Raw genomic sequence first — 19,553 nt, 5'->3', positions numbered from 1 at the left:
ATCTCCTTGGTGAGGTTGCCCGCCTGGTCGTATTCGAAGCGGGTCACCGCGCCCTTGCCGTCAGTGCGGGTGGCCAGGGTGCCGTTGGGTTCGTTGTAGGTGTTGACCTGCAGGTCAGCGTCCAGCCCTTCGGAGTGGATGGTGAGCAGGTTGCCCGCGTCGTCGTAGTCCCGGGTCAGCTGGTTGCCCTGCGGGTCGGTGACCGAGGTCGGCAGGTGCGGGTGCGCGGTGTCGGTGTAGCCGATCGACGTCGTAGCGCCGGTGGGCAGTTCGGTGCTGATGAGGTTGTTCAGCTCGTCGTAGCTGCGGGTGGTGTTGTTGTTCAACCCGTCGGTGGTCACGGCGACGTCACTGTTGGCGGTCCAGGTCTGCTTGCGGGAGTGGCCCAGCGCGTCGACCGCTTCGATCTGACGACCCTGGTCGTCGAACTTGTAGGTGATCTGGTGCCCGTTGGCGTCGGTCTCAACCGTTTGCCCGTCCTGATAGTCGAAGCGGGTGTTCGACGTGCCCGACCGACCCGGGATGCGCACCTCGACGACCCGGTCGGAACCGTCGTAGAGCAGGCGGGTGCGCTTGTGACCATACGACGATCATGCCGCATGAGCCCACCGACCGGCACAGCCCAGCGAAGCGGACAGCGGCCGCGACAGATCTAACCGTGAAATTCGCTACTTCTCAAAAGCCGAAAATAGAGTATTGTTCATTCATAAGCAAAGAATGAATTCTTATGAGTGCACTATTTCGGCTTGTCAAGCATTCTTTGTGGTGTGGGAGTGAATTGTCATCGCGGAAGGTCTCCCATAGTCAGATTTGATCAAGATGCGCGTTGGCACGCGTAGGAGGTCGCGCGTCCGCGAAAGGGGAGAAGGAGGGCGCAGCGCGAGCTTCCAACAACGGAAAGCCGGGGACGAGGAGACGCGATCCCGTCGCAGTCAGAGCGACCACAACCTCGCCAGTGACGCCAGGCCACCACCCACCCAGGCTGACTGTTCACATGCCTGCCGGCCACTGAGTCGGGCGAAGCATCGGTAGGGCTTACGCCTGGCGTGACCTGCCACTTCAAGCCCTTGGGGGGCTACCGCTCTAATAGGTAGCTCGACAGGACGGTCGCTGGGTAGATCACGAAGTAAGTGGGTTCCCCGAAACTTGGGTTCCTCATCCTGAACCCAAGGGTCCGCAGCCATCAGGACCAGGACTCGATGCTTGAGTTCGTGCTCAACCGAGAGTATCGCATTCGGCGACGGTGATCAGGAGTTGGGGTCGCCGTAGTAACCGGGTCGCGGTCGGGTCCGCTGGCCCCGTCTAATACATCGCCGGTCGCCGCGACCGACAGCCCGCCCACATCGATCAGTGCACGGATGAGCCGCAACTGGTGCAGATGCTCCCGGTCGTAGTGCGCCTGGTTGGGTGCCTCGAGGCGCCCTGGCGCGAGCAGCTGTTCTCGCAGATAGAACTTGATGGTCGGGATCGATACGCCGCTCGGGCGCTGAGCTCGGCGATGCGCACGGCCCACCCTCCTGTGACGGTCGGGGCGGCAGGGCTCCGGGTTATCGAGTCCGGCTTGCTGGTTACTCGATCGGCGCTTGCGCCGCGGTGGCCAGGACGTGGTCGGGTTCACCGCCAAGGCCGATGAGCAGGTTTGTCCCGAGAGGGGCCAGGACCTGGTCGGCTGCCTCGGGCAGCTGACGGAAATGGCCTGCGAGTTCGAGCGCGACGAAGCCGTGCAGCATGCTCCAGAGCTGGGCGGCGATGAGGGCCGGCTCAGCGGGCCGGATGCTCCCGGCCTGCACTGCTCGGTGGGCGGCGGCCACGAGGTGGCCGTAGGCCGCGTCGCCTGGGCCGGGCCTGCCACCCCCGTCGTCGTGGGGGGCCGGTTCGGGTCGGTGGCCGCCGGGCGCGGCGAGCCCGAACATCATGTCGTAGAGGTGGGGGTTTTCTCGGGCAGCGCGGCGGTAGGCGGCCCCCAGCCGGACGATGTCGGTGATGGGGTCCTCGGTGATCGCCACGGCGGCGAGGTGGGCCTCAAGGCGGCGGAAGCCCTCGTCGCAGACGGCGCGCAGCAGCGCGGGCATGCCGCCGAAGTAGTGGTAGACCGCCATCGTCGAGGCGCCGATCTCCCGGGCTAGGCGCCGCGCCTGCACCGCTGCTGGCCCCTCGGCGTCCAGCAGCTCGATGGCGGCCTCCACTAGCCGCGCCCGCATGTCAGCGGCCTGGTCCGTTGTAGCCACGCCCTTGCCCACCACCTATAACCGTGTTATGTTCCCTCGTGCTATAACGATGTTATAGCAGAGGAGGTGGGAGCGCGACATGGGTAACCCCTATCTGACCGGCAATTACGCCCCGGTCAGCGATGAGAAGACTCTGACCGAGCTCGAGGTGACCGGGACGATCCCGACCCACCTCGACGGGCGCTACGTGCGCAACGGCCCGAACCCGATCGGCGAGATCGACCAAGACGCCTACCACTGGTTCCTGGGCGACGGCATGGTGCACGGCGTGCGCCTGCGCGACGGGCGCGCCGAGTGGTACCGCAACCGGTGGGTCCGCTCCGAAGCCGTGGCCGCGGCCCTCGGCGAGCCGCCCCGACCCCGCGCCCGGTCGGCGGCGATCCCGGGCTTTGCCGCCAACACCAACGTCACCGCCCATGCAGGGCGGACCCTCGCGCTGGTCGAGGCGGGACCGGCGCCCTACGAGCTGACCGACGAGCTCGACACCGTCGGCCCGTGCGATTTCGACGGCACCGTTCGTGGCGGCTACGCCGCCCACCCCAAGCACGACCCGGTCACCGGGGAGATGCACGCGGTGAACTACCACTTCGGGCGCGGCAACACGGTCCAGTACTCGGTGATCGGGCTCGACGGGCGGGCCCGGCGCACGGTCGACGTCGAGGTCACCGGGAGCCCGATGATGCACGACTTCGCCCTGACCGAACGCCACGTCGTGTTCCTCGACCTGCCGGTCGTGTTCGACCCCGCCAAGGGTGCCGCGACGGCCGGGATCCCCGCCCCGCTGCGCCGCAGTGTCGAGCTCGTTCTGTCCGGGCTGATCGGGCGCGTCCGCGTGCCCGACCCGATCACGTCCCGCGTCATCGGCGCGCGCGGCGGGGCCAACGGCGACATGCCCTACAGCTGGGACGACCACTACCCGGCCCGGATCGGCGTGATGCCCCGCGACGGCGGCAGCGCCGAAGTTCGGTGGTTCGACGTCGACCCGATGTACGTCTTCCACACCGTCGGTGCCTACGACGACGGCGACACGGTGGTCGTCGACGCCGTGCGGCACCACCGGATGTTCGCCGCCGACCCGCACGGCCCGTCCGGAGAGCACCCGAGGCTGCACCGCTGGCGGCTCGACCTCCGCACCGGCCGGGTCAGCGAGACGGTACTCGACGACCGCGAGCAGGAGTTCCCGCGCGCCGACGAACGCCTCGTCGGGCGCCGACACCGCTACGCGTACACGGTCAGCGCCGCCGACCGCATCGGCGACCCGATCGGTGACGCGGTGCTGCGTCACGACCTCGACGCCGGCACCACCACCCGCCGCCGCCTCGGCACCCACGTCCAGGCAGGCGAGTTCGTGTTCGTCCCCTCCGGCGCCGACGCCGCCGAGCACGATGGCGTGCTCATGGGATTCGTCTACGACGCCGACCGTGACCGGTCCCGGCTGACGCTGCTCGACGCCGCGTCCCTGGACACCGTCGCCGAGGTCCTGCTGCCCGCCCGGGTACCGCACGGCTTCCACGGCAACTGGCTGCCCACCTGATGACCAGGGCCACTCCGACGACGGCCTCGAATCCCTCGGAGACATCCGTGACCGACATCTCTGGGACGCCGCATAGCCGATCACGCGCGATCGTGGTCGGTGCGGGCATCAGCGGGCTGCTTGCCGCTCGGGTGCTGTCCGAACAGTTCACCGAGGTCCTCGTTCTCGACCGCGACCGATTCCCCGCCACACCCGGCCACCGCAGCGGTGCACCGCAATCCCACCATGCCCACGCCCTGATGCCGCGCGGCGCGGAGATCCTCCACGAGCTGTTCCCCGAGCTGCGCGAACGGCTCGCCAGCGACGGCGCCGCCCACGTCACCACCATCGCCCAAGCCCGGTTCGTGACCCCGAAAGGTTTGCTGCCCCTGACCCAGCAGATCGAGGGCGGCGCGCTGTTCTTCAGTCGCGCCCTGCTCGAGTGGCACCTGCGTGACATCCTCTCGCACCACCCGCGGGTCGAGTTCGTCGCATCCACCGCCGTCGTAGGGCTGCTGGCTCGCGAGGACAACCGCAGCCAGGTCTGCGGGGTACAGGTACGACGCCGAGGCGGCGCCACCCAGACGGCACCCGACCCGGACACCGACGAGGCCGCCGGACCGCACGACAACCGGAGTCTCTTCGGTGACCTCATCGTCGACGCCTCGGGACGTCAGTCCCACCTCCATGCTTGGCTGACCGACCTGGGCTACGGCCCGGTCGACGAAGAAATCCTCACATCCGAGCTCTCCTACGCTTCGCGCATCTATCAGCGCCCAGGCGGCGTCCGGCAGGACTTCAAGAGCCTCGTGGTCCAGAGCCGGGCACCGGACAACCCCCGCGTCGGGTCGATCATCGAGATCGAGAACGATCGGTGGCACGTCACCCTCGGCGGGGGGAACGGGCAGCGGGTCCCCACCGACGAGGACGGCTTCCTGAGTTGGGCCCAGGCGCTGCCCGACCCGAGCGTTCACCAAGCGATCTGCAGTGCGCGGCCCGTGAGCCCGATCCGAGGCTGGCGCACCCCCACCAGCCGATGGCGACACTTCGAACACATGTCCCACCGGCCCTCCGGCCTGATCGCCATCGGCGACGCCGTGTGCTCCTTCAACCCCGTGTACGCGCAAGGCATGACCGTCGCCGCGATCCAAGCCCTCGCACTGCGCGACTGCCTGCGTCGAGAGTCCGGCCCAGTGGCATCGCTCGAACTGCGCTACCACCGTCTCGCGGCGCGTGCGATATCGAGCGCGTGGATGGTGACCACCATCGAAGACCTGCGTTGGCCTGCCGTGCGCATGCACGGCGCAGAACCGCCTCGTGGGCTGCGCACCATACGCCGCTACATCGATCTCGTGCTCAGCGTCGCCGTGCACGACAGCGCCCTCGCCAACCGGTACTTCCAAGTCATGTCCATGACATCGCCACCGACCAGCCTGTTCTCGCTCTGGGTGCTCTCCCGCCTCACCCGGCACGCCGTATGCCGGATCTTCGAGGACCTCCACCGGACGCTCACCCACATCGGCTGCCGAGCCCACACCATGCTCGACCGAGAATCAGCCTCTCGCCGAAAACCCGTGTAACACCAGGCGGCTCCCACCTAGCGAGGAGCCCACCCGCGACGCGACCACTCGCACGAGTACCAGGACGACCATAGCCCGACAGCCACCAGCGGCGACCAGGACAACGGTCACCGGACCCGTCCCGCTGGCCGAACCTTGGGTTCTCGCGGTCGTCGCAACACTGCGGCCGAGATCATGATCCACCCTCCCTTCCTCGGTCCTGGCTGCGGTTGCCGTCGTCGAGGAGGGGGTCCAGGCGGAGCGCCCGCAGCGCAGTGAGGACGAACGACCTGGAGGCCCGACGAGCGACGGTGAGAATGGGAGGCCGAGCAAGGGAGACAAGTGCAGATGACGAGGTTCTCCGACCGGATGCTGCCGGGGGTGGTGCAGACGTTCTGGGCGGCGCTGCAGCGCGGGGAGTTCATCACCGACGCTGCCGCCCAGGCCGGCACGTACCGCAAGAAGGGCACGCGCTGGGTGGCCGCCGCGGGCGGGTTCGGCCCCCGGCGCGGTCGGGACTTGCAGGGCCGCTACCTGAGCTTCGCCGAGCGCGAGGAGATCGCGTTGGCCGGTGCGCGCGGGGAGTCGATGCGTCAGATCGCCGCTCGGCTGGGGCGTAGCCCCTCGACGATCAGCCGCGAGCTGGGCCGCAACAGCCCCCTAGTAGGGGGACCGCCGGGATACGGGAGACCTCCGATCTTGCTAGCTGTCAAGCAGCGACCGGTTTCGCCGGCGTGTCGAGGACTTCCGCGAATGCCTTGGTCTCATCGTAGGTCTGGCCGGTCGTGGTCCGGCTGTAGCCGGGAGAGCGTTGACGCGGTTCTCGTACTCGCGGCGGGCCTTGCGCTGCGCCGGGGAGGTCCGGGGTGTCGTCGAGGGGTTGGCAGTGGGCCAGGAGTTGGCGGTGGAGGGCGGGCGCTGCGCTGACGCGCAGGGTGTAACCCTGGCCGCGCCGTACGGTCACGCTGTGGTCGAGCGCGGCCCGCTCGGGTGTTGTCCAGCTCGGCGGTTGCGGAGGAAGTCGGCGACCTCGAGGCACTCGTACGCAACCGGCTCTGCAACGTCGTTGGGGCGTCCTGGTGCCCGCGCTGTGCAGACTGCTGGAGGGCGCCCGCCCCGGCCGGGACGGGCGCCCTCCTGTTCAGGGGTCTGACGTGGTGGTCAGTTGCCGTGCGGGCCCGGTGCGGCGCTTCCTTTGTACTCTCCCAGGTCGGAGACCAGCTCGGCGATGTCGGGGATGTTGTCGTAGCGGCGCTGATGCAGGGCGGCGATCTTTGCGCCGACGTCCGGGTCGGGGTCGTCGGTGATGTCGAACGAGGTCATCTTGTCGATCAGCGGTAGTCCGATGCGGTCGGTGTGGAGGTGTGCGGGGTGGATGAGGTACTCCCAGTAGCGGTCGAGGTCCTCGATCGCCCAGGTGGCTCCCCACTCGTAGTCACCGCCGTAGTCGCGGCCGACGACGAAGGACGTCACGGGCGGGATCCGGCCGTGGTTGCGCAGGCTCTCGAGGGCCTCCTCGAGCTGTTGCGGTGTGACGCCGGGCTTGAGGGTGAAGCGGATGCCGTGGAGGATCATCGGTCTTTCCTTTCGTGTGGTGTTGGTTGTGATGGGTTGTCGTGGTCCGGTGGGGCGTGGGTTGGTTAGCCGACGGCGGCGCGGGCCCTACGTGTCACCCACGGTGCGAGGGCGGCGGCTGCTGCCATCGCGATCCCGGTCCAGGTGAAGGCGGCGGCGATGCCGGTGCTCTGGACGAGGGGTTGGATGACCAGTGGGGACAGGAACTGTCCGAGGAAGACGCCCGTGACCAGGCCGCTGAGGACCCGGCCGCGCTGGTCGGGGTGGGCGAGCTCGCTGAGCCGCAGGTTGAGGTTGGGTACGACGAATCCGACCCCGACGCCGCCGACGAGCAGCCCGGCCGCGATCTGGGCAACGGCCTCGGCCGTGCCGACCAGCAGCCAGCCCGCGCCGAGCAGGGCGATGCTAACCGCGGTGATCGTGGCGGGCCTCAGGCGCCGGCGCAGTGCCGGGAAGGCCAGAGCGCCGATCGCGCTGGACAGGGTGCTCCCGGCGATCACCGCGCCGGTGAGGGTGGGTCCGCTGCCGTGGCTGCTGAGCAGGAACGGCAGTTGGGTGGGTGCCATGTAGAACGCCAGCGTCGCGACCAACGCCAGCGCGTACACGCCGAGGATGCTGCCGGTCATCCTGGACCGCCGAGGACGTGAGAGGCCGGGCGCCGCGGTGCGCTCGACCGGTGGTTCCTGGCGCAGGGCGCGGATGGCGAGCGCGGCGACGCCGGCCGAGGCGAGGTAGATCCAAAACGGTGCCCGCCAGCTGACCGCGGCCAGCAGTCCGGCCAACGGCAGGAAGACGACACCGCCCAGGCCGGCGAAGGCCTGCTGCAGCCCGAGGAAGGACGCACGCCGCGGCCCGTCGAACCAGTCGGTGATCGTGGCGCTGACCGCCGTCATGATCGCGCCCACCGCGATGCCGAGCAGCGCCCTGGTGACCAGCAGCAGGTACAGGTCGGTGACGAAGAATCCGGCGGTGCCGCTGATGGCGTACAGCACGAGGCTGGAGACCAGCAGCGGACGGCGCCCCAGGCGGTCGGCGACCAGCCCGGAGACGGGGGCGCTGACGGCGATCGCGAGGGAGGTGACGGTCAGCGCGAAGCGGACGAGGAGGTCCGCGCCAGGGGTGCCGGCGAAGACCTCCCGCATCGCGGGCAGACTGGGCGAGATGATCGCCGGCGCCATGATCGTCAGCATGGCCGCCGCCAGGACCGCGCCGCGCGCCGGGCGTGAGGGCGCCCGCTGTGACGGGGCCGGCAGAGTCGAAACGGATGTCATGGGGCTCCTCTCGCGGGGATCGGCCGAGAGCGCCCGGCCGGGGGTCGGTTCCAGAGCGCGACCATGAAGGCCAGCGCGAGGGGCAGGACGGTCAGCGTGGCCGCCCAGGCGAGGCGCTCGACGCGCGGGGGCGTCGGCGTAGTCATGGCGGTCTCCTCAATCTCCAGATGTGTGTGGTCAATCACTCACTCATTGGTCCGAAAAAAATGGCCACCGGGACCAGTGGTGCGGGGGCGCTCAGCGCCACAGCATGAACAGCACCACGTCCAGAACGGCCAGCGGCGCGAGCGCGTCCAACGGGCCCCCGACGTCGCGGGTCATATCATCACCTCCTTCGGTCTGCCTCGGTACGGACGTCAGTAGTGGCGCAGACCGTCGGTCAGTGCCCGGGCCCAGGGGGCATCGACCTGGTGGGCGTCAATGGCGACCACCAGATGGCACAGCATGCCCGTGGCGAAGAACCGCTGGATATCGACCTCCGCCGCACCGGAGACGCCTCGCACGTACTCGACCAGCCGGGCGTAACCGGCGCGCACCACCTCACGGATCGCAGCCTCCGAGGCCGCCGCACACTGCGCATGCAACTGCAGCAGGAGCAGATCCCGGTCGGCGACAAGCCGAGCGTAGGCGTCGCCCATGGCATCCAGCACCTTCTCCGGTGAGCTGCCCCCGGCTGCGGCGGCGCCATCGCTCAGGCTCTCGCGAATCAGGGTGAAGCAGTGCTCGACCACCGCCGCGAACAGCGCCTCCTTGTCGGGAAACAGCCGGTAGACATAGGCCTGCGAGATGCCCGCCCGGTGGGCCACATCGGTGGTCGTGGTCCCGAAGTAGCCCCGGTCGGCGAAAGTGCTGACCGCCGTTCCAAGGACCGCCTTCTTCCGTTCGTCGGCGGTCGAGAGCTGCCGTCGGGATGCTGATGGCGCCATATGAGTAATAAACCACTCACACAATCTGTTTGTCAAGGCCCGGCTCGGAGCTCCGGTCCTTAACGTAGCTACCCGCCAGTAGAGTCCCGGAGCCCCAGGTAGCCCGATCCGCCCGGGTGCGGCGAAGCCGGGATGGGGGCTGTGATGCCGTGCCGCTGGGGCGATGTCCGCATGCCCTGGGGCTGCACCGCCTGGCCTGACTGGCCATCTCCACGACGGCGGCGTCGGCTATCCGTGGTTCCTGTCGCCCGGCACGGTGAGCTCTCGTACTGGATCTGCCGGTACTGCTGCGCCGCGCGGAGGAAACTCGCGCGCACGGCGTGCCCGCACCGCGGCTCCCGGCCGGACCGTGGGGTGTCGGGATTAGACCCTTTGAAGACAGGCAGCCCTGGCCGCGCGGATGATGGGAAAACCGCCGCCCCGATCCAATGCGATCCGTTCCGGGTTGACGACAGGGTTTGACGACAGATAGAACGGTGAACGGCCGCGACCGGCGGCTCGTCCACGCCCTCCGGCTGCAGCAGGTTCCGATAGACCTGCGCGTTCTGCTCGGTGATCGTGGTGAACGGCACCGCCACCACCGCCCGCGACTGGCCGTGCTGCCGCGCATGGTGCAGCGCGAACCCCGCCGCCGCGATCGTCTTGCCCGACCCCGTCGGCGCCGTCAACCGGAACACCCCAGGCTCCCGGGCCGCCGCCACCACCGCCGCCCGATACACCTCCGTCCGCACCCCGGCCACATCCGACGACGACGAAGGGCTTTTCGTTTGCGCCTGCTGGGCCAACCATTCCTGGCGGCGCCGCTCGAACCGGCTGACCAACACCGCCATATCCACCGGGTCCGCCACCCGAGGCTCGGCCCAGCCCCGACGAAACGCCCCGGTATCCAGATGATCAGCGTCCACCAGCGCCGAGAACACCATCCGCAACCCCAGGTCGCACAAATGCCGATCGCCCCGCCACGCCGCCGGCACCAGATCCGGACCATCCAGAATCCGCTTCGCCTCCGGCACAACCTCAAGAAACCGGGCCGTCGCCTCCGCCCACTCCGGCCTCGGATCACCATCCACGAGCTCCGACAACGCCGCCACGCTGGTCAGACCACCGTGATGACCCACCACCGCCAACGCCGCCACATCCACCCGATCCGCCAACAACCAGGCACCCAACTCCTTGTGCGGATTACCCACCGGCCTGTCGGTCCCAGCCACCCGCAACAACCCCGCCTGCCACTCCCCCCACGCCTTCCCGGCGTCGTGGAACAACCCCAGCGCCTCCGCCAACTCCCCCGCCCCGAACGGCTCCGCGAAACGCCGCGCCAGCTCAGCCGTCGACCGCAAATGCTCGGCAAGACCATGCAACTTGCCGCCACGACCACCGCCATGCGCCCACACGATGATGACAAGCTCCTTCAGAAGCGCCGGATGGAAACGCAGCGCAATCTAGAAGCAACCCCCGACACTTCCCGCCAAAACCGAGAACCTTCCCACCAAGACCACCCAAACGGACCAACACCGAGCTAAGACGCAACCCTCAGTGAAGAGCACCACGGCCCTCACGAAGATCACGAGCCGACATGGCCGCCTACGACATCCCCGATGCCGAACCCACGTCAGGCCGAGGTAACGGGGAGAACGGAAGTTACATTCTCACCAGCCCCGTAAGGCCGACGTTGCACATCAACAAGGACGGACGGAAAACCCGTCGCCGGTGTTGCAATCCTCACCGGCCGCGACGACCCCCGCATCTGACGCTGGCCGCGCTGATGGCCTGCAGGAAGCCGGGACCTACGTCGGCCCAGCCGATCAACAGCAGCGGCCCCACGGCATCGAACGCCGCCCGGCCGAACTCGCCCGCGACCAGCGGGTCCGCCACGTTCAACGCGAGGGTCACCACGCTGGCAAAGATCAGCAGCCGACGAGCCGGACGAAGCACCTCCGCGGACGCTCCGGCGAGCGCCAAGTGCCGGATACCCAGCAGCAGTCCGAGAATCGACAGGTCGACCGCGGAGGCGACGAGCGGAGCGACCCAGACGGGCACACCAAGCCGGAGAGCGAGACTGAGAACGTTGCCGAAGCCGAACAAGAACGTCAGGCCGATGACCGTCCCCATGATCACGGTGACTGACCTGACGACAACCGCCGGATCGACCGCCGGTCGTTCAGCCCCGCCGAGCTCGACCGCTGCCATCAGGCATCACCGCCCGGCGGATCCACAGGGAAGATGCCCTCGATCACGAGTCGGCCGGTAAGAATCCCCTGGTCAGACCGCCATCCTTCCGCATGGTGCCCCGCCGGGGGCACCACTGATGATCTATATGTGCTCTGACCTGCGAGAACGTGCGGTTCCTGCGGCTAGAGGGGCCAGCCAGTGTGCGAACCTTGCACTCCGTAGTGCTAAATCGAGCGCTTCGCACCAATGCGAGCTCACCGCGGCATGACAGGACGTTGGCTTCAGCAGGGCGGCCTCGGTGTCGGGCATGCCGACGACCGACGAGGTGACGATGCCCCGCGGGCTGAGTCGCGGCTGTTTCCGCCGGGAGCGGAACCAGTGTCCCCGGGTTCCTGACCGGTGCCAGGATGACGGTATGGCGGACATTCTCCCCTTCCACCAGAAGCGCACCTCCACGCCGGATCGTGAGCCGGAACCGCTGTGGCGTGAGGTGCTGGGCCAGAGCCTGCGAACGACCAGGGAGGAGCAGGGCGGCCGCCTCGTCGACATCGCGGAGCGGGCCGGTATCTCGCCGCAGTACCTGTCGGAGATCGAACGCGGTCGCAAGGAGCCCTCCAGCGAGATGATCGCCGCGGTCGCCGGTGCGCTGGGTGTCGACCTGGCCGACCTGCTCGTCGGTATCGCGGGCGATGTCCGCCAGCGCCGCGGCACGGGTCCCGCGATCGGGGGCCGCCCCGCGGGACCCGTGCTCATGGCTGCCTGAGACTGCGGTCTCAGATTCGGTGGTCGAGGACGTGATCCGCGAGCCCGTAGCCGACGGCGCCCGTCGCGTCGAACACGCGGTCCCGGTCGGTGTCGTGCCGCAGGTCCGCGACCTCGCGACCGGTGTGTGCCGAGAGGATCTCCTCCAGTTGGGTGCGCACCCGCACTACCTCGTCGGCCTGGAGAATGAGGTCCGGTATGGCGCCGCGACCCTGCGCCGCGGGCTGGTGCAGCACCACCCGGGTGTGCGGCAACACGGCGCGGTGACCGGCCTGGCCCGCGGCCAACAGCACCGCACCGGCCGCGACTGCCTGGCCGACACACGTCGTCGCGACCGGCGACTTGATGTAGCGCATGGTGTCGTACAGCGCGAGCATCGCTGACGGGTCGCCACCCTCGGAGTTGATGTACAGGTTGATCTCCTGTTCCGGGTTGTCCGCCTCCAGATGCAGCAACTGGGCGATCAACGCGTTCGCCACCCCGGAGTCGATCGCAGTGCCGAGGTAGACGATCCGCGACGACAGCAGGTGAGAGTAGACATCCATGATCCGTTCGCCACCCGCATCACGCGCGATGACATTGGGGATGGTGTAGGTGCTCATGCGCGCGCTCCCGTCGCCGAGCCGAGCCCCAGCCGGTGTGTGCGCACGGGCACAACCTGGCCGAGATCGTCGACGACGTGGTCGATGAAGCCGTACTCACGTGCCTGCCCGGTGGTGAACCAGCGGTCGTGCAACGAGTCGGCGAAGATCCGGTCGATCGGCTGACCGGTGTCCTCCGCGATGATCCCGAGCACCGTGTCCCGGGTGTGGCGCAAGTCGTCCGCCTGCACCTCCACCTCGACCGCCGATCCGCTGATCCCTGCCGAGCCCTGGTGCATCAGGATGCGGGCGTGCGGCAGGGCGAAGCGCTTGCCCGGCGTGCCCGCGGACAGCAGAAACTGCCCCGCACTGCACGCGAGCCCCAGCGCGAGCGTGGCCACGTCACACGGCACGAGCCGCATCACATCGCGGATGGCCAGCATCGCGGGCACCGAGCCACCTGGCGAGTGAATCCACATCGCGATGTCCTTCCCAGGATCCTCGCTCGCCAGGGACAGCAGTTGGGTGGCGAGCACTGTCCCGTTGTCGTCATCGAGCGCGCCGTCGAGGACCAGTACCCGCTGACTGAAAAATCGTTCTCGGAGCCGGTGATCGAACAGCGGCTGCTTCTCGTCGTTCGTCATGCTCCGACAATGCCGCCGCCCCAGCACCGTTCGCGGGGTTCTCTGCCGTGAGCAGATCAGCCCCCAGCAGACCGGGCACCTACGCTCCACCGTGGACTTCCCGGCCCAGCTGGCGACCCAGCCAGACCGCAGGAGCGGTATCCGTTGGGACGAACCTTCGCGCGTACGGGTTTCACGGTGACCGGAAGCTCGCTGACCAGGAGATTCAGGTTCGTATACTGGGTTGTTGGCTTGTGGCGTTCCAGCTTCGAGAGGTACCGGCTGGACCGGGATTCCTCGTCGTCCGTGCGCGTAAGGAGAAACTCACGGGCGCGGCAGGCTCAGGGTGAACACGGCGCCGGCCTCGTTCTGCACGTCGAGCTGGCCGCCGTGGACGAGGGCGTTCTCCCGTGCGATGGCAAGGCCGAGGCCGCTGCCTGCGGCCGTGCGGGACCGCTCGCCGCGGACGAACCTGTCGAACAGGATCGGCATCAGGTCCGCAGGCACTCCCGGGCCGGAGTCGGCGAACCGGACGGTCACCAGATCTAGCCTGGTCGCGTCGATCGTGACGGTCACCGGTTCCGCGCCGTGCCGCACGGCGTTGGCGAGCAGGTTGCAGGCGATCGTGTGCAGACGCCGCGGGTCGGCCGTCACGGTCGCGTCGCCGGTCACCTCGACATCCGCACCCCCTGCGCTGGCCTCGACCGCGTCCAGCAGCAGGGCACGCAGGTCGACCGGCTCGGGCCGGAAGTCGGCCACGCCCGCGTCGAACCGGGAGATCTCCAGCAGGTCCTCGACGAGCCTGGCCAGCCGGCGGGTCTGGGTGCCGAGCAACCGCGCGGACCTGGACCGGGCCTCCGGGTCGGCGTCCTCCAGGCTATCGACCGCCGCGACCATCGCCGTCACCGGCGTGCGCAGGTCGTGGGTGACGTCGGCGATGAACCGCCGCTGCTGCTCGATCGACTCGCCGAGCCTGCCGGCCATCGTGTTGAACGAACGGGTGAGGTCGGCGAGCTCGTCCCGCCCCCGCACCGGGAGGCGGATGTCCAGCTCTCCCTGCCCCAGCCTGCGCGCGGCGGCCGCGACCCGGCGCACCGGTCGCTGAATGCCACTCGCGGCGAGCACGGCCGCGAGCACACCGACCGTCGCGACAGCAAGGGCGATCAGCGTGAGGTCGCGCTGGAGGTTGGCGAGTTCCAGCCGCATCGGGCCGAGGTCGTAGAACTCGACGAGCACCGTGTCGTGACCCACGGCCGCGGCGAACGCCAGAACCGGAGCGCCGGCCACGACGTCCAGCACTGCGCTCGGTGTCCCACCGCGCCGCGCGTTGTCGATCAGCTCCGCCGGCACCCCGGCCACCCGGCTCAACGGCGCCGACACCGACGCGTGTACGCCGCTCAACGCCGTCATGTCGTCCACCGAGTAGCTGCCATTCGTCCGCGGCGGGTCGATGTTCGCGAATTCGTACAGCCCCCAGTCAATGCCCCGCCTGCCGCGCATGTACTCGACCACCGCGTCGAAATGGTTCATACCACGGCTGGGATCAATCCGTACGGCCCGCGCCTGGGCGACATCAGAGGTGAAGCCCGTGTTCGCCGCAGTGGTGAAGCGACCCTCAATCGTGCCAGCTTGCAGCCGATATGCGGCGAAGCCCATCCCAGCCGCCGCCGTGATCGCAATGAGCACGATCACGACGGTGATCCGGGTGCGCAGTCCCGGTCTCACGGATGCACCAGGCGATAACCGAGCCCGCGCACCGTCCGCAGGATCGACGGGTTCGCCGGATCGTCCTCGATCTTGGCGCGCAGCCTGGCCACGGTGGCGTCCACGATCCGCGAGTCACCGACGTATCCGTAGTCCCACACCAGCTTGAGCAGGACCTGCCGGCTCAGCACCTGGCCCGGATGCTTGGCGAACTCGAGGAGCAGCCGAAGTTCGGTCGCGGTGAGATGCAGCTCGGCGTCGTCCCTGGTCACCAGCATCGCGGCCAGGTCGACCGTCAGCGTGCCGATCCGCAGCGCCTGCTCATTCGTGGGCGGCGTGGTCACCACCCTGCGCAGCACGGCCTTCATCCTGGCGTCGATGATCCGCGGCTCGCACGGCTTGATCACGTAGTCATCGGCGCCGCCCTCCAGGCCGACGACCACGTCGATCGGATCACTGCGCGCGGTCAGCAGAAGCACGGGGACCATGCTCCTGGCCCGGATGCGGCGGCAGACCTCGAAGCCGTCCATGCCGGGCAACATCACGTCGAGCAGCACCACGTCAATGGCCGGGCCGGACCCGAACAACATGTCGAGCGCCTGCTCACCGGCGCCGGCCAGCTGGATCTGGTGCCCCAGCCCGCCGAGTCCCAGCGTGAGTGCCTCGGCCACTGCGTCGTCGTCCTCGACCAAGAGAACTCGCGGCATGACCGAACGATAGCGCGCCGCGCGATCTTGTCACAGAACTCGTACAGAACCCGCGCACAACCCGAACGTTGCGGTGCCACCGTATGGGCCATGCGCAGACAGATCGCCGCCGCGCTTGTCGCGGCCATCGCGTTCGTGCTGGTCGGACCGACCGGCGGCACGCCGTCACAGGCAACACCGCCCGACGACACCCCCGTGTCGGCACCGCGGAACTGGGTCACACTGATCACCGGAGACCGGGTCGCGGTGCAGGTGAGCGGAGGCCGAACCGCGCTGCGTGTGGAACCGGCGCCGCGAGCTCAGCCCGTGCCGTTCCAGCAGTTCACGCGGAACGGCGACAGTTACCTCGTGCCTGCGGACGCGGCCCGTATGGTCCAGACCGGCTTGCTGGACCGCGAACTGTTCAACGTCACCGGCCTGATCCGGCAAGGCTACGACGACGCGCACACCCCGACCGTGCCACTGCTGGTGCAGCACGCCGACGGCGCGGCGTTCACCCGCGCGGCCCCACCCGCAGGCAGCACCGTACGGCGAACACTGCCGGCCTTCGCCATGACCGCACTCGACGAGCGGAAGACCGACGCGGCCCAGTTCTGGCGCGGGCTGGTCGCCGGTCAGCAGACGAGGGCCGCCGGTGTGCGAAAGGTGTGGCTGAACGGCAGGGTGCACGCGAACCTCGACGAAAGCGTGCCGCAGATCGGCGCGCCCACGGCGTGGGAGAGCGGCCTGACCGGTCGCGGCGTGCGGGTCGCGGTGCTGGACTCGGGCGTCGACACCGACCACCCCGACCTGGTTGGCAAGGTCGACGTGAGCAAGGACTTCTCCGGCAAGGGATCCGTCGAGGACGGCAACGGGCACGGCACCCATGTGGCATCCACGATCGCCGGTTCGGGCGCGGCGTCCGAGGGCAGGTACAAGGGCGTGGCGCCGGACGCGTCACTCGCCGTGGGCAAGGTGCTCGACGACAGCGGCAGCGCCACCTTCGACGCCGTCATCGCCGGCATGGAGTGGGCGGCGGCCGAGACGGGCGCGAAGGTCGTGAACATGAGCCTCGGCGCCGACCCCGGCAGCGACGGCACGGACCCGGTGTCGGCGGCGGTCAACAGCCTGACGCGCGAGCACGGCACCCTGTTCGTCGTCTCCGCGGGCAACTTCGGACGGCCCGAGTCGGTGGGTTCGCCCGCGGCTGCGGACGCCGCGCTCGCGGTGGCCAGTGTGTCTAAACAGGACCAATTGAGCCCGTTCTCCAGCCGGGGGCCGCGCGGCGGCGACGGCGCGGTCAAGCCGGAGATCGCGGCACCGGGCGGTGGGATCGTGGCCGCGCGGCCGGCCGGGGTGGAACCGATCGGCGAGCCGGTCGGCGATGCCTACCAGAGTCTCGACGGCACGTCGATGGCGGCGCCCCACGTCGCGGGCTCGGCCGCGATCCTGGCACAGCAGCACCCGGACTGGGCCCCGGACCTGCTCAAGGACGCACTGGTGAGCAGCGCCGTCGCGATCGATGACGCCGGGCCGTTCGAGGTCGGAGCAGGCCGGGCGGACATCGCCCGCGCTACCAGCACGCCGATCATCGCGACCAGCAGCGTTTCGGCCTTCCTGCCGTGGCCGAACGAGGGCACAGAGCAGAAGCAGACAGTCACCTGGCACAACGGCGGCGCCGAGCCGGTCACCCTGGACCTGCGTGCCGACCTGCCCGGCGCCCCGGACGGGCTGCTCGAACTGTCCGCGCCGAGCGTCACCGTGCCGGCGAATGCCAGCGCGTCGGTCGAACTCACCGTGACCGCGCAGGCAGGCAAGGCGGGCACGTATTCCGGCACGCTCACCGCCGGCACGGCCGACGGGTCGATCACGACGCGCACGGCGCTGTCGGTGCGCCAGGCGGAGGAGCTGTTCGACCTCACGATCAGGACCATCGACCGCGATGGCAAGCCCGCTCCGGACGCGCGTGCTTCGGTGACGATCATCAATCTGGACACCGGTGACCTCTGGTTCGGTGGGCGGGGAACGTTCCGGTTGCCACACGGCCGGTACACCGTGAACAGCGACATCCGGACGCCTCAGCAGGGCACGGAGCTGTCGCACAGCTTCATCAGCCATCCGGAGTTCGTCCTCGACGGCGACACCACCCAGGTGCTGGATGCCCGTACCGGCCTCCGGTTCTCGGCCGAGCCGGACAACGTGGCGGCGCGTGGCGGCACACAGAGCATCCACGGCCTGAACAAGGTCCGCGACTGTGCCTGCACATACAGCTTCTTCCTCGATGTCAACCCGCGGTTCCACGAGGTGTACGCGGCCACGGTGCCCGGCACCAGATCGGCCGGGTTCGCGATGGGACTCGGGCGGCGGGCCACCGAACCCACCCTGGAACTCACCGCGAACGATGGCCAGCCGTTCGACGTCGAGGTCAACTGGCTCGAGCAAGGTCCGGCGGAGAACGTGAAGCTTCCCGTGGCGCACGGCGGTGCGGGCACGCCGGAGGACCTGGCCAAGATCGACGCCGCCGGGCGGCTGGTGGTGTTCGACGTTGCCCCCGGTACCCCTCGCGACGAGTGGTTTCGGCGCGTCGACAACATCAAGGCCGCGGGTGGAAAGCTCGCCATGCTGAGGTTTCTCGACAACGCGCCGAGCCTGGCGCAAGCCGACGACGAACAACCACCGGCGTTCGCGCTGCCCACGATGTACAGCACGCCCGGCAGCGTGACCGCGGAGCGGTTCGCGACGTACGCCAGAACAGCCGGTGCGACGGCGTCGTACGCCAACAGGCCGTTCACGGACCTCCGCTACGAACTGGCCTACGGAGTCGAGGGGCAGGTCACGACACCACAGGTGCACCGGCCGAAGACCCGTGACCTCACGGAGGTGCGTACCGCCTACCACGACAACGCCCCGGGGGCGGTCCACTTCTGGGCGGCGTGGCGGTTCTTCGGAACGACTGTTGGCAGTCTCTACCTCCAGCCCGCCGCTTCGGGGCAGGTACGAACGGAGTACTTCACCCCCGGCACCTGGGACCTGCTCTGGAGCTCTGCCCGACGTGGGGAGCTGACCGACACGCGGGAATTCGCGGCGCGAGGGCGTCATGCCATCGCCTGGAACAAGGCGGTGGCGGGTCCGTCGCTGCGTGGACTCACCATGACCTACATCGGCGAGGAACCGCGCCCATGGGCGTGGCGCAAGGACGACGTGTTCGACCTGTCGCTACCGATGTACGGCGACGCGGCAGGGCGCCCGCGTCAGTTGAGGACGGCGGACGGTGTCACCGGGTCGATCAGCCTGTACCAGGGCGGCACACTGGTGCGGACCGTTCCGGACCCGACACGGGCCACCATCCCGGTCCCGTCCGAGGATGGGGCCTACCGCCTGGTCGCCGAGAGCCACCGCGCCGACGAAAGCTGGCCACTGTGGACGAAGGTCAGCGCGGAGTGGACGTTCCACTCATCGGCGGCCGGCGACCGCAAGGCGTTGCCACTGCTGAACGCCCGGCTCGCCCCCGACGTCGACGTGCACAACAGGGCCCCGGGAAACCGGGCGTTCACGTTCCCCGCCTATGTGGAGCGGCAGGACGGCGACGCAAACGTCACCAAGTTGACGGTCGAGGTGTCCTACGACGACGGCAGCACCTGGCGGCAGGCCCGCGTACGATCCCGCGGCGATCACTGGACCGTCCTGGTCAAGCACCCGGCGACCGGCTACGCATCCCTGCGTGCCACGGCGACCGACACCGACGGCAACACCGTCCGGCAGACCGTCCTGCGGGCGTACCAGATCGGGAAGTAGGACAAACGGGACCATCCTGGCTCGCGAGTTCGCCAGGATGGTCCCGACTCAATTCGAGCCTTCACCATTATCAATACCGTGATAGACCGTCAGGAACGTTTGGCAACTTCAGACTCAAATATCTCGATGGCCGCTCGCTCACGTTCGATCAGCGCATC

At 68.8% G+C, this 19,553-nt stretch carries 15 protein-coding genes and 2 pseudogenes; 5 read left to right on the top strand and 12 right to left on the bottom strand.

The genetic code is table 11. The features are described 5' to 3' along the window. The 3 genes and pseudogenes from BM051_RS26855 to BM051_RS26845 all read right to left on the bottom strand — a co-directional run. A pseudogene (locus BM051_RS26855) lies at positions 1–530 on the bottom strand (RHS repeat-associated core domain-containing protein); the annotation flags it as partial. A 653-nt stretch (positions 531–1,183) separates the two neighbouring features. Continuing rightward, a complete protein-coding gene (locus tag BM051_RS26850; RefSeq protein ID WP_092536417.1) occupies positions 1,184–1,513 on the bottom strand; it encodes a MerR family transcriptional regulator in 330 nt (109 codons plus the stop codon). 55 nt (positions 1,514–1,568) lie between these two features. Further along, positions 1,569–2,240 carry a TetR/AcrR family transcriptional regulator gene (locus tag BM051_RS26845; RefSeq protein ID WP_092536413.1) on the bottom strand — a complete coding sequence of 224 codons (672 nt, stop codon included), beginning with the start codon at positions 2,238–2,240 and terminating at the stop codon, positions 1,569–1,571. A gap of 67 nt (positions 2,241–2,307) precedes the next feature. Here BM051_RS26845 and BM051_RS26840 point away from each other — a divergent pair, with 67 nt between their 5' ends. From BM051_RS26840 to BM051_RS30760, 3 genes are all read left to right on the top strand, one after another. Continuing rightward, entirely contained in the window at positions 2,308–3,762 is a 1,455-nt protein-coding gene (locus BM051_RS26840) for a carotenoid oxygenase family protein (RefSeq protein ID WP_092536410.1), read from the top strand. A 47-nt stretch (positions 3,763–3,809) separates the two neighbouring features. Beyond that, positions 3,810–5,321: an FAD-dependent oxidoreductase gene (locus BM051_RS26835; protein WP_166677866.1), complete on the top strand. Its 1,512-nt coding sequence runs from the start codon at positions 3,810–3,812 to the stop codon at positions 5,319–5,321. 327 nt (positions 5,322–5,648) lie between these two features. Further along, positions 5,649–6,227 (top strand): helix-turn-helix domain-containing protein, encoded by a 579-nt coding sequence (locus tag BM051_RS30760; RefSeq protein ID WP_208326035.1) that lies wholly within the window; start codon positions 5,649–5,651, stop codon positions 6,225–6,227. 234 nt (positions 6,228–6,461) lie between these two features. Here the strand turns inward: BM051_RS30760 and BM051_RS26820 are convergent, their stop codons facing one another. From BM051_RS26820 to BM051_RS26800, 5 genes and pseudogenes are all read right to left on the bottom strand, one after another. Next, entirely contained in the window at positions 6,462–6,875 is a 414-nt protein-coding gene (locus BM051_RS26820) for a Dabb family protein (protein WP_092536404.1), read from the bottom strand. A gap of 65 nt (positions 6,876–6,940) precedes the next feature. Then, entirely contained in the window at positions 6,941–8,146 is a 1,206-nt protein-coding gene (locus BM051_RS26815) for an MFS transporter (RefSeq protein ID WP_092536400.1), read from the bottom strand. Positions 8,147–8,502: 356 nt separating this feature from the next. Continuing rightward, complete coding sequence (locus BM051_RS26810) at positions 8,503–9,072, bottom strand: TetR/AcrR family transcriptional regulator (protein ID WP_092536397.1); 570 nt, start codon at positions 9,070–9,072, stop codon at positions 8,503–8,505. Positions 9,073–9,140: 68 nt separating this feature from the next. Beyond that, positions 9,141–10,466 (bottom strand): CRISPR-associated endonuclease Cas3'', encoded by a 1,326-nt coding sequence (locus BM051_RS26805; RefSeq protein WP_134046394.1) that lies wholly within the window; start codon positions 10,464–10,466, stop codon positions 9,141–9,143. A 358-nt stretch (positions 10,467–10,824) separates the two neighbouring features. Next, positions 10,825–11,184: pseudogene (locus BM051_RS26800) on the bottom strand (hypothetical protein); the annotation flags it as partial. Positions 11,185–11,659: 475 nt separating this feature from the next. On the opposite strand from BM051_RS26800, the gene BM051_RS26795 reads away from it, so the two are divergent. Beyond that, complete coding sequence (locus tag BM051_RS26795; protein ID WP_092536448.1) at positions 11,660–12,007, top strand: helix-turn-helix domain-containing protein; 348 nt, start codon at positions 11,660–11,662, stop codon at positions 12,005–12,007. 10 nt (positions 12,008–12,017) lie between these two features. Here the strand turns inward: BM051_RS26795 and BM051_RS26790 are convergent, their stop codons facing one another. The 4 genes from BM051_RS26790 to BM051_RS26775 form a co-directional block, all read right to left on the bottom strand. After that, entirely contained in the window at positions 12,018–12,608 is a 591-nt protein-coding gene (locus tag BM051_RS26790) for a ClpP family protease (protein ID WP_092536390.1), read from the bottom strand. Beyond that, on the bottom strand, positions 12,605–13,231 hold the full coding sequence (locus BM051_RS26785; protein WP_092536387.1) for a ClpP family protease: 627 nt from the start codon (positions 13,229–13,231) through the stop codon (positions 12,605–12,607). Before BM051_RS26785 ends, BM051_RS26790 begins: the two co-directional genes overlap by 4 nt. Before the next feature lie 303 nt (positions 13,232–13,534). Further along, positions 13,535–14,740 (bottom strand): sensor histidine kinase, encoded by a 1,206-nt coding sequence (locus BM051_RS26780; protein ID WP_243859862.1) that lies wholly within the window; start codon positions 14,738–14,740, stop codon positions 13,535–13,537. Positions 14,741–14,931: 191 nt separating this feature from the next. Then, positions 14,932–15,621 carry a response regulator transcription factor gene (locus tag BM051_RS26775; protein WP_092536384.1) on the bottom strand — a complete coding sequence of 230 codons (690 nt, stop codon included), beginning with the start codon at positions 15,619–15,621 and terminating at the stop codon, positions 14,932–14,934. A 90-nt stretch (positions 15,622–15,711) separates the two neighbouring features. Between BM051_RS26775 and BM051_RS26770 the strand changes: the two genes are divergently transcribed. After that, positions 15,712–19,395: a S8 family serine peptidase gene (locus BM051_RS26770; RefSeq protein WP_092536381.1), complete on the top strand. Its 3,684-nt coding sequence runs from the start codon at positions 15,712–15,714 to the stop codon at positions 19,393–19,395. Positions 19,396–19,553: the final 158 nt, after the last annotated feature.

This window comes from Amycolatopsis arida, assembly GCF_900115565.1.
Taxonomy (GTDB): Bacteria; Actinomycetota; Actinomycetes; order Mycobacteriales; family Pseudonocardiaceae; genus Yuhushiella; species Yuhushiella arida.
Note: the sequence above shows the minus strand (reverse complement) of the source record. Positions and strands in the feature narration are given on the sequence as shown.

Bases quoted from the DNA above. Each gene is read 5' to 3' on its own strand.
- BM051_RS26840 (WP_092536410.1), top strand. From the start codon at position 2,308: ATGGGTAACCCCTATCTGACCGGCAATTACGCCCCGGTCAGCGATGAG.
- BM051_RS30760 (WP_208326035.1), top strand. From the start codon at position 5,649: ATGACGAGGTTCTCCGACCGGATGCTGCCGGGGGTGGTGCAGACGTTC.
- BM051_RS26820 (WP_092536404.1), bottom strand. From the start codon at position 6,875: ATGATCCTCCACGGCATCCGCTTCACCCTCAAGCCCGGCGTCACACCG.
- BM051_RS26815 (WP_092536400.1), bottom strand. From the start codon at position 8,146: ATGACATCCGTTTCGACTCTGCCGGCCCCGTCACAGCGGGCGCCCTCA.
- BM051_RS26810 (WP_092536397.1), bottom strand. From the start codon at position 9,072: ATGGCGCCATCAGCATCCCGACGGCAGCTCTCGACCGCCGACGAACGG.
- BM051_RS26795 (WP_092536448.1), top strand. From the start codon at position 11,660: ATGGCGGACATTCTCCCCTTCCACCAGAAGCGCACCTCCACGCCGGAT.
- BM051_RS26790 (WP_092536390.1), bottom strand. From the start codon at position 12,608: ATGAGCACCTACACCATCCCCAATGTCATCGCGCGTGATGCGGGTGGC.
- BM051_RS26785 (WP_092536387.1), bottom strand. From the start codon at position 13,231: ATGACGAACGACGAGAAGCAGCCGCTGTTCGATCACCGGCTCCGAGAA.
- BM051_RS26780 (WP_243859862.1), bottom strand. From the start codon at position 14,740: ATGAACCATTTCGACGCGGTGGTCGAGTACATGCGCGGCAGGCGGGGC.
- BM051_RS26775 (WP_092536384.1), bottom strand. From the start codon at position 15,621: ATGCCGCGAGTTCTCTTGGTCGAGGACGACGACGCAGTGGCCGAGGCA.
- BM051_RS26770 (WP_092536381.1), top strand. From the start codon at position 15,712: ATGCGCAGACAGATCGCCGCCGCGCTTGTCGCGGCCATCGCGTTCGTG.